Below are 8,135 nucleotides of genomic sequence, written 5' to 3' on the forward strand. Positions count from 1 at the left end.
CGTAATCACTGTCGGCACTCCCCTTTTCTGCAGTCGAGCACTCCCGTCAACCGTTTTATTCCTGTCAACCCCAGCTCCCGAAAAGAAATCATGGCGTCTTCGTGGCCCATCTCGGCACAGAGGGCTATAGTGTAACAATCGGTGCCCCCCCTGATTATTTTTAGAGCGAGGTTCGCGAAGTGGCAGTGGACGCCGACAAAGACACAGACGTCGATCTTGTTATGCCAGATGGTCAGGTTGGGGTGGTTCGGGTTGATTTCTACAGCGGGATTAATCATCGGGTATTTCGGGCGGTAATCAGGCATGGGAATGATCCCGGCGTCCGCCGACTTAGCCATTTCAATCACCGCCCGTGCTTTGTCGGCTACCCCCTCCTTCCAGTTCCAAAGGACCAGCGGACCCGGAAAAAAATAAGGTCTCTTGGCGCAAAGCAGCTTTTCAGCCGCCCGCTGCATAGCCTCATCCAGGGTGACGATAGCCCCTTCCAGCAAGGCTTCGTCTTTGTTCCGGGGAAGGACCACGCCCATGGATGCGGCGGCGGGGGGCAAGTAACCTTCCGGTCCGGGTAAAACTCGGTACTGTGGTATCGCCATATTAGCACTCCTCCTACGCTGTAAATTTTCTATCTGACAATACGCCTGGCGTTGGTACAAAAATAAATTTAGATGCCCAGTTTACAAATTCGCCCGGGAAGTAAAATATCGCCTCGCTTCCCGTATTATAGGTGTAATTTGGCGTCGGGCGGCGGCGAGGCATCTCCCGCAATGCTTGGGCCAGATGTTCGCTTGAAGAATGACTGTTACCACGGGGGTCAACAGGTCGGAAGAACCGCGCAAGGATGTCGCAGAGAACCCGTACCAACTGTTCAATTTGTGAAATGTAACAAACATCATACGTATAATGAATGGTCGGAGTCTTGAGGCTTTGACGCTGAATCGTTCATTCATGGCCTCCTCCGGAGGAGTGACGCACTGATTCTGTGTCAACATGCGGATCCGGCTCGTCCCAGAAAGCCGGAAGCGTTTCACCGGTTCCTGCCCAACTCTTACGCCGCTTTTAGCAAAATCAAATTCAAAAAGTGCCGCTACCAACCTGATTATTCTCCGGACCGCCGCCTCCAACTTACAAAATCCGGCGACAATCTGATTGTCGGTAAGCTGGTCACCGAAAGAGCCTGGTGTCGAATCCTGGTAAATAACCGAATAACCAGTTTCCCTCGTTTCAAAAGCGATCGTCCAGTCCCACTGTCCGCTACCCGGGATACCGATGGTTTCCCCGGATAACACCAAGCGTTCCGCAAAAATAGCTAGGTTCCTCCTTCCAAAACTTGTCTGGCCGCTACGTTCGAAGTATCACAGGCTTCTGGCGAGCACCTCATAATCGAGAGCAAGATTCCCGGCAACTGAAAGAACGGTAGAAACTCTCGCTCCAGCGGGCACCTACACGAAGGAAAACAAGGAGTCAAGCCCCGGCGCAAATCATACTCGTCCCTCTGTCGGGGGAGGATTCGGCGTAACTGAACAGCCCAAGCCCCAGTGAACAGCAATCAGGTTTTCTGTAACTGATCTCCTGTTAATCCTGCACCCAACCCAATTCTTCCATCACTAATCAACTCATCCAACCACTCAGGACCATATTCCCCTTCTTCATGATATTAATTAAGCCAAAGAAGATTTTACATGTACGCAAGCAAAAAAACAATTCCCCTTTTGGCGATTCCCCCATTTTACGATTCCCTAAATATTGAATAAAATAGTCATTTTAGCTTTAAAAACTATGAATAATCTTGACAATTTCCAGAATGTCTTTTAGGTTAAAATGATATTGAATAATTTGGTATTATATTTACTCAAAGATGCCCGGTAAAGGGATCCGTATAAGTTATTTATTGTATTTGTTAATTACGAGGCACCGATGATCCAATACAACAGTTAACTCTTAGCGTATTGCGATTAGTGTGAATACATAACTCCTCCTTCAGAAAAGGGGTAGGAGAATTAGTTTTTCAAAGAGAGGGAATAGTCCCCCCCCCGGTCATCGGTCCGACATGTCCGGTACCTCGGTCGGGTAAACCAGTTGCGCCCGGTCGTTGAAAAAGGCCGAAGCACCGAAATGGACAAAGAGGATCACGGTGAACGCCACTCCACCAAGAATGCCGAGCATGATCGCGATCTGGTACTCGATAGCGGTTATCGGCGAAACCCCGGATAAGATCTGACCGGTCATCATTCCCGGCAGAAAAACAATCCCCATACCGGTCATGGAATTAATGGTGGGGAGGAAAGCAGCGTCAAAGGCGGCGTCAACGATCCGGCGCACTGCCTCCCGGGGAGTAGCCCCCAGCATGAGCGCCGCTTCCACCAGATCCTGCCGGGTGATTATCCCATCAACCAGCCGGTTGACTCCCAATGAGATCCCGGTCATCGAGTTTCCGATGATCATCCCGGCTATGGGAATGAAATAGCGGGGCTCGTACCAAGGCCTGAGCCCGACTACGAAGAGCAGAAAAAAGAACAAGCTTACCAGGGTTCCGGACGTCATGGAAAAAGCGATGATCCTCTTCAGCCGATAACTGAGTGGCACCTTGACCCGCCGAATGATATTTTGTACGGCGAACCCTTCCATGACCAGGACCGCTGCGACGGTCAAAAGGGGATGAGGGTTTTCGAACAACACCGCCAGGAGGTGCCCGGCGATCATCAGTTGGAGGGTCATCCGGATAGAGCTGACGAGGATTTCTCTCTCCCGGTTGATCCGCCGGGCCCGGACGTATAACAAAAGAACGAGTACAAACACGTAAGCCAGCGCCAGAGGCAGCAGGCCGATTTCGATAACCCCATTCATACCCGATGTTCCAATGACCGTAGTAGATTCCCGTTGTTCATCTCGACTAGGTTGTCCGCGTAACGTTCGGCGATAGACCGAGAATGGGTGACCATGACCAGGGTCCTTCCGGATTCCCGGACCTGGTGCACCAGGGTCCCCACCACCAGGTCCGCCGTCTCCTCATCGAGATTGGCGGAGGGCTCGTCGAGGAGTAAGACCTCCGGGCTCATCAGCACCACCCGGGCCAGAGCAAGGCGCTGTTTCTCCCCGCCGGACAGGTGTTCCGTGGGACCGTCGAGGGCTTTGTACAGGCGGAATTGTTCGAGCGCTTGTTTTAAACTCTCGTCCGCAAGTGGTGGTTGGCCCGAAAATCGGCGGCCGATCAGGAGATTCTCCCGAACCGTCCCGGGAAAAACAGGAGGTGCTTGCGGAAGCATAACGACCTGGCGCCGCAGAGTGACCGGATCGAGGGTGCACAGATCCTCTCCACGGTATCTGACCGTTCCCCGATCAGGACTGGTGAGAAGGTTGAGGTGTCGAAGCAGGGTAGTTTTCCCGCTGCCGCTTTCCCCAACTATCGCGGTGATTTCGCCGGCGGGGATACGCAGGTGCTCCACCCGGAGGATATTTTTGAACCAGACATTCTCGAGAACGAACATCCCTTATAGAACTCCCAACATCTCCTCGGGAGTGGCTAAAATCCTGATGCCCATCTCCTCGAGAACTATGTCCCGGACCCGTACAAAATCCGAATCGAAACTGGCGAGATACTGGCAACCTAAGTGGTGAGCCAGCAACAGGTGCAGGGTGTCAGCCAGGTTGAGTTGGAGGTAGCTGAAGAGCGAAGGCAGCCCCCAGGACCTTTTCACCGTGAGGCGGAACTGGACGATATCGGCCTGCAACAGGCCGATGAGTCCGTGGTTGTTGGCATAGGCGAAATCCAGCCAGGTTTCGTCGATAAACACTGCCGTACCGGTGTTTTGGGCTCTCCTTTTGTCCGGGGCGTCATGCATTTCTATCTTGTGGCGTTCCAGCACTCTTTTCAGACAATTCCCGATATCTTTTTTCCCTTTGTTTTGTAAAGACAACACCGATGGGGCGTCTGCGGTGATCTGGTGGAACGCGGCCTGGGCATGCCATTCCATGAGTTCGAGAAGTGCCAGAGGACTGACCACCGGCGTGGCCGAGAGCTGTCCGGAGAGGATTTTTTTTCGGATTTCCACGACCTGGCTCAAGTGCCTCTCCGAATCGATGAGTTCCTGGATAACCGAGTAGACAGGGTTCTCATTTTTGCGGAAGAGCAGGTCCAACTCATTCTGAGGCCGCTCCATACCCTCAGTCAGCCAGTATTCGATGAGGAGCGAAGTATCAAAATAAAGCGCGGGAAGGAATTTTTTCCTGAGCTTGCCGGTACTGGTAACGGGTGATTCTCTCATGCCATACCCCCCCGGACCGGTAAACCGGGAGGCAGCGCACGGATCACCTTAATCCCGGTACCGTCACCACTGTACCAGAACAATCAAGGCAAATCAATCGGTTCGTGGTTCCCGCCCGGACACAACGGAGTCACTCGACGATGATCTCCGCCAGGCTTCGCTTGGGGACATGATGGATACCGTTCTCGTCCCGCCAGTACCGGATATCCCCGTCGGGCCCCAGGTTTTCAAGAACCACCGTTTCGGCGGGATATCCCAGGGCGATGACATAGAGAATATCAAATCGCTCGGAAAGCCCAAGCACACTATGGAGCATTCTCCGGTCTATCGCTCCGAAAATACAAGCCCCCAGGCCCCGTTCCCGGGCACCCAGGACGATGCTCTGACACCCAATCCCAGGATCAGCGTCGTAGTCGGTGACTATGGCTCGATCTCCCAGCATCACGATGTAGGCTGACGGTCTCTCCCCGGCCTCCGGACCCGGCCAATCGATCAGATACCCCGCCCACGCCAGGCAGGGGAAAATAATCGCGTTCTTCTCCAGAGTGTTGGAGAGCAGGTATTTCAAGGGTTGACGGTTAGCTGCCGATGGGGAAAGGCGAGCCAAGTTAACCAGGTCTTTAAGCACTTCGCGGCTGACCGGCTCGTTTTCCCGAAAACGGCGGATACTCCTGGTTTTGAGAATGAGTTCGTCGATCATGTGTTTGTCCATGAGTCTCTCCATTGACGGAAATTAACCCCTCTTCTCCGGTTCCTTTATTAAACACGACAATCTACGACGAGCATGGAAAAAAAAGGGACTGGACGAAACGACTGGTAGGCCGTGAAGGAATCGAACCTTCAACCTACTGATTAAGAGTCAGTTGCTCTGCCAATTGAGCTAACGGCCCACCTTCGCGCAATGCACTATACAATGAAAGAAAGGGGATGTCAAGTAAACATTGCTTGTCCGCGTTGACGGTCAGCCTCGCCTCATGTCCGGTGCACCGTAACGTCGTTTTCCTATTGACGGGAAGCCCGTCCCATGAGAAGATAGCGTAGAAGCGAGACCTGCGTGCCGGAGTGGCGGAACAGGAAGACGCAACGGACTTAAAATCCGTTGGGGCGCGAGCCCCGTGCCGGTTCGATTCCGGCCTTCGGCACCACGGCTTTTCATTTCAGGGGAAAATCATTTCATCTTTATTCATAACCATCCTCCCCCTTCCCGGGTATTATTCCACGGTATCCTCCTTCACAAAATTTTCTTCCCTTTTGGGGAGGAAACTCTGAGATCCAGATATTAGACCGCTTCTCTCCGCTACCCAAGAGGCCCTCCGGCGCTCCAGGGTGAAGCGGCCGAAGGTGGCCAGTGCTTGTTGGAGCTGGGAAGTGAGGCAGATTTCCCCGAAGCGGGCCAGGTGCCGGGGGGGGTAGTCCTTCGCCACGATAGTTCAGCGTCGGCCAGAGGCACTGGATGGCCGGAAGACAAGCTCGTCAGCGCGCGGGCCGTTGCCTTAACTACTTTCTTTTTCTCCGAATACAAGTGGTGAGTGTTGCGCAGTCCGATCAGGTATTTCCGGTGATACCCGGTGATGGTGATTGCCTCATCGGTGAGCAAGGTCTTCTCGCTTTTTCCGGTACACTGCCAATAGCGTTGTTTCATGGTTCGGATATGCTCCTGGCTACCGGGCAAAGACATGGTCATCACTGGTCCCCTTGGGTAAGAATATCTGATGAGTGAACCGGGTGGTGTTCGATAAGATTTTAGATGAGTGACTGCGATGTGTTGACAACGACCAGTAAGGGGTCTATAATAATGGTTCGTGATAGATTCATAAACACAGGTGAAGCATCGCGGGGTGGAGCAGCCAGGAAGCTCGTCGGGCTCATAACCCGGAGGTCGTCGGTTCGAATCCGGCCCCCGCTACCATCATTTTAACCGGGTTCTTCAGTGAGCCCGGTTTTTTTATTCCCCCGTCTCTGATTTTTTCTGGGCCAGATGGATGATTTCCGCAATGACCTCTTCCGGGGCCCGGAAAATCGACCGCTCTTCCCCGGCCGGCGTTTCCTGGGCAAAGCCGGCTTCCTCCCGGACCGGTCCCACCGTTTCCGACTCTCCCGCTTCCGGTGAACCGTCCTGTGGCGTTGCGACGTTCCTAACGGCCTCGTCCGGCTCGGTGGCCTTTCTTTCCCTCAGATCTTCCATTTCCAGTTCAGCGCTCAAGTCCTCGTCGAGTTTGTCTTTGTGTTTGAGGTGGCGGTCAACGGACGTCGGGTCATCAGGAAAGGAAGCCCATAATTCGCTCACCCCTTCACCGGAAAAGTAGGTTGCGAGATCTTTCCGGGCCTGATCATAATCTCCCATGGCCTGCCGGCACAGCGCCCTATAGGCATAAGCCTTGAAAGACCGGGGGTTTATTTCGATGACTCGGCTGAAATCCGCGGACGCCTGTTCGTGTTCTTTCACCTCGAGCCACAGGCTTCCTCGTCGATAAAATGCCTGGAAATAGCCGGGATTCAGCCCGATGGTACGGGAAAAATCGTCGATGGCTTTCTGGTACTCCCCCTGTTCGGCCTGGCACAATCCCCGCCGATAAAAAGACCGGAACGAGGAAGGATTCAATGCGATAACCCGGGTAAAGTCGTCGATCGCTTTCTGGTACTCCCCCTGTTCGAAATAGAATAATCCCCGCAGATACCGGGCCTGGGGATGCGCATCATTGTTTTCGATAAATTCGTTAAGATCGGCGAGGGCGAGCTCCTGTTGATTTTCCGATTTCAAGAGCAGGCTGGCGCGCCGAAACAGCACGTCTTTATCAGCCGGGTTGAGCTTCCGAGCCTGTTCGTAATCAGCCAGGGCCAGGGTAACCTCTCCTTTTTCCGAGTACGCCTCAGCCCGGTTGTAATAGGCTTCTGAAAGATGGGGATCGTATTGGACCGCTTGGGAAAAATCGTCGATGGCCTCGGTAAGATGTCCCATGGTCATAAATGTAAAGCCCCGGTTGTTGTAAGCGGTGGACAAGGTGGGCTTGATTTTAATTGACCGTGTGTAATCAGAGAGCGCCTGGTCATATTCTCCCAGGAAATAGTGGGCGTTGCCCCGATTGGCCAGGGCTTCCAGGCTATCGGGTTTCAATGCGAGCGCAGCCGTGTAGCTGTTCAGTGCTTCGCGGTATTTTTTTTGCTTTAAAAAAAAGTATGCCTCCCGGCAGAGACTCAATATATCAGGCGGCATGGAGCGAATCGCTTCACGGCTGGTAAGGTACAAAGCGATTAAGGCAACGGCGAGAAACAGGGCCGGTATCATGCAATCCCCCCTTTCCCATGCCGAATCTTCCCGGAATAAACCATCCGGGAAGGGTTTTCTGGGTTCCTAGAATCATCCTCTTCCAAGCCTCGACCGTTCTGGCGGGGGAGGAAATTTTTTTCCCGTGCGGCCATTTCACCCTGACTCTACCGGAAGGCTGGGAAAGCGTCAGGGTGCCCGCTCTTGATTATGACACTACATTTATCGGCAATTTTGATGAAAACTTTAGCCCCGGAAAAAGTAAAAGGGGTCAGGTCTTGAAAAGCTACATTTTCTTCTCCATCTTCTGTACTATCTTGCTGACGGTCGCGTAATGAATGCCAAGGGAATCGGCTATTTCTTTCAAGGTATACCCGTATTTCAGGTGGGCAAAGAGTATACTGTCATTCCTCTTTTGCTTCTCTGCAAAATGGGTGTCCGGAAAAATCTCTCTGAGGCTGGGCCGACCTGCGAAACGTTGCTGGCGTGGTATTTCTTTGATGGCGGCTTTCTCCTGGAGCAAGCCCTTAAACCTCTCCACAAATCCTTTGCCTCCCAGTAATACCTGTCCCTCAAGCTCTTCCCAGGGGGATGTTCCATGGATGCCT

9 protein-coding genes and 3 tRNA genes are annotated in these 8,135 nt (G+C 53.1%); 2 read left to right on the forward strand and 10 right to left on the reverse strand.

Annotated features, from left to right (window positions below; genetic code table 11):
* Positions 1 to 5 precede the first annotated feature (5 nt).
* The 7 genes from VLH40_02410 to VLH40_02440 all read right to left on the reverse strand — a co-directional run bounded on the left by VLH40_02410 (position 6) and on the right by VLH40_02440 (position 5,152).
* Positions 6 to 593, reverse strand: a complete 588-nt coding sequence (locus VLH40_02410; protein ID HSV30864.1) for a carbon monoxide dehydrogenase beta subunit family protein — start codon at positions 591 to 593, stop codon at positions 6 to 8.
* 81 nt (positions 594 to 674) lie between these two features.
* On the reverse strand, positions 675 to 1,286 hold the full coding sequence (locus tag VLH40_02415; GenBank protein HSV30865.1) for a hypothetical protein: 612 nt from the start codon (positions 1,284 to 1,286) through the stop codon (positions 675 to 677).
* Positions 1,287 to 2,034: 748 nt separating this feature from the next.
* Positions 2,035 to 2,844, reverse strand: coding sequence for an iron export ABC transporter permease subunit FetB (gene fetB / locus VLH40_02420; protein ID HSV30866.1), 810 nt, complete (start codon positions 2,842 to 2,844; stop codon positions 2,035 to 2,037).
* Positions 2,841 to 3,485, reverse strand: coding sequence for an ABC transporter ATP-binding protein (locus tag VLH40_02425; GenBank protein ID HSV30867.1), 645 nt, complete (start codon positions 3,483 to 3,485; stop codon positions 2,841 to 2,843). The genes fetB and VLH40_02425 overlap by 4 nt, the downstream gene beginning before the upstream one ends.
* A gap of 3 nt (positions 3,486 to 3,488) precedes the next feature.
* The gene (locus tag VLH40_02430; protein ID HSV30868.1) at positions 3,489 to 4,262 is read right to left on the reverse strand and encodes a hypothetical protein; all 774 of its coding nucleotides are present in this window, start codon (positions 4,260 to 4,262) and stop codon (positions 3,489 to 3,491) included.
* Between the two features lie 130 nt (positions 4,263 to 4,392).
* Complete coding sequence (locus VLH40_02435) at positions 4,393 to 4,974, reverse strand: nitroreductase family protein (GenBank protein HSV30869.1); 582 nt, start codon at positions 4,972 to 4,974, stop codon at positions 4,393 to 4,395.
* Between the two features lie 102 nt (positions 4,975 to 5,076).
* Positions 5,077 to 5,152 (reverse strand) — tRNA-Lys (locus tag VLH40_02440).
* Between the two features lie 166 nt (positions 5,153 to 5,318).
* On the opposite strand from VLH40_02440, the gene VLH40_02445 reads away from it, so the two are divergent.
* Positions 5,319 to 5,407: transfer RNA gene (locus tag VLH40_02445), tRNA-Leu, on the forward strand.
* A 152-nt stretch (positions 5,408 to 5,559) separates the two neighbouring features.
* Here the strand turns inward: VLH40_02445 and VLH40_02450 are convergent.
* Complete coding sequence (locus tag VLH40_02450; GenBank protein HSV30870.1) at positions 5,560 to 5,946, reverse strand: hypothetical protein; 387 nt, start codon at positions 5,944 to 5,946, stop codon at positions 5,560 to 5,562.
* A 148-nt stretch (positions 5,947 to 6,094) separates the two neighbouring features.
* On the opposite strand from VLH40_02450, the gene VLH40_02455 reads away from it, so the two are divergent.
* A tRNA-Met gene (locus VLH40_02455) sits at positions 6,095 to 6,171 on the forward strand.
* Positions 6,172 to 6,207: 36 nt separating this feature from the next.
* Here the strand turns inward: VLH40_02455 and VLH40_02460 are convergent.
* Together VLH40_02460 and VLH40_02465 are read right to left on the reverse strand one after the other, a co-directional pair.
* The gene (locus tag VLH40_02460; GenBank protein ID HSV30871.1) at positions 6,208 to 7,548 is read right to left on the reverse strand and encodes a tetratricopeptide repeat protein; all 1,341 of its coding nucleotides are present in this window, start codon (positions 7,546 to 7,548) and stop codon (positions 6,208 to 6,210) included.
* Positions 7,549 to 7,813: 265 nt separating this feature from the next.
* A partial coding sequence (locus tag VLH40_02465) for a hypothetical protein (protein ID HSV30872.1) occupies positions 7,814 to 8,135 on the reverse strand: 322 nt, incomplete at its 5' end.

It is taken from the genome of Atribacteraceae bacterium, assembly GCA_035477455.1.
In the GTDB taxonomy this organism is placed as follows: domain Bacteria; phylum Atribacterota; class Atribacteria; order Atribacterales; family Atribacteraceae; genus DATIKP01.

Excerpts from the sequence above, each read along its gene's own strand:
- VLH40_02410 (HSV30864.1), bottom strand. The coding sequence starts at position 593 with ATGGCGATACCACAGTACCGAGTTTTACCCGGACCGGAAGGTTACTTG.
- fetB (HSV30866.1), bottom strand. The coding sequence starts at position 2,844 with ATGAATGGGGTTATCGAAATCGGCCTGCTGCCTCTGGCGCTGGCTTAC.
- VLH40_02425 (HSV30867.1), bottom strand. The coding sequence starts at position 3,485 with ATGTTCGTTCTCGAGAATGTCTGGTTCAAAAATATCCTCCGGGTGGAG.
- VLH40_02430 (HSV30868.1), bottom strand. The coding sequence starts at position 4,262 with ATGAGAGAATCACCCGTTACCAGTACCGGCAAGCTCAGGAAAAAATTC.
- VLH40_02435 (HSV30869.1), bottom strand. The coding sequence starts at position 4,974 with ATGGACAAACACATGATCGACGAACTCATTCTCAAAACCAGGAGTATC.
- VLH40_02450 (HSV30870.1), bottom strand. The coding sequence starts at position 5,946 with ATGACCATGTCTTTGCCCGGTAGCCAGGAGCATATCCGAACCATGAAA.
- VLH40_02460 (HSV30871.1), bottom strand. The coding sequence starts at position 7,548 with ATGATACCGGCCCTGTTTCTCGCCGTTGCCTTAATCGCTTTGTACCTT.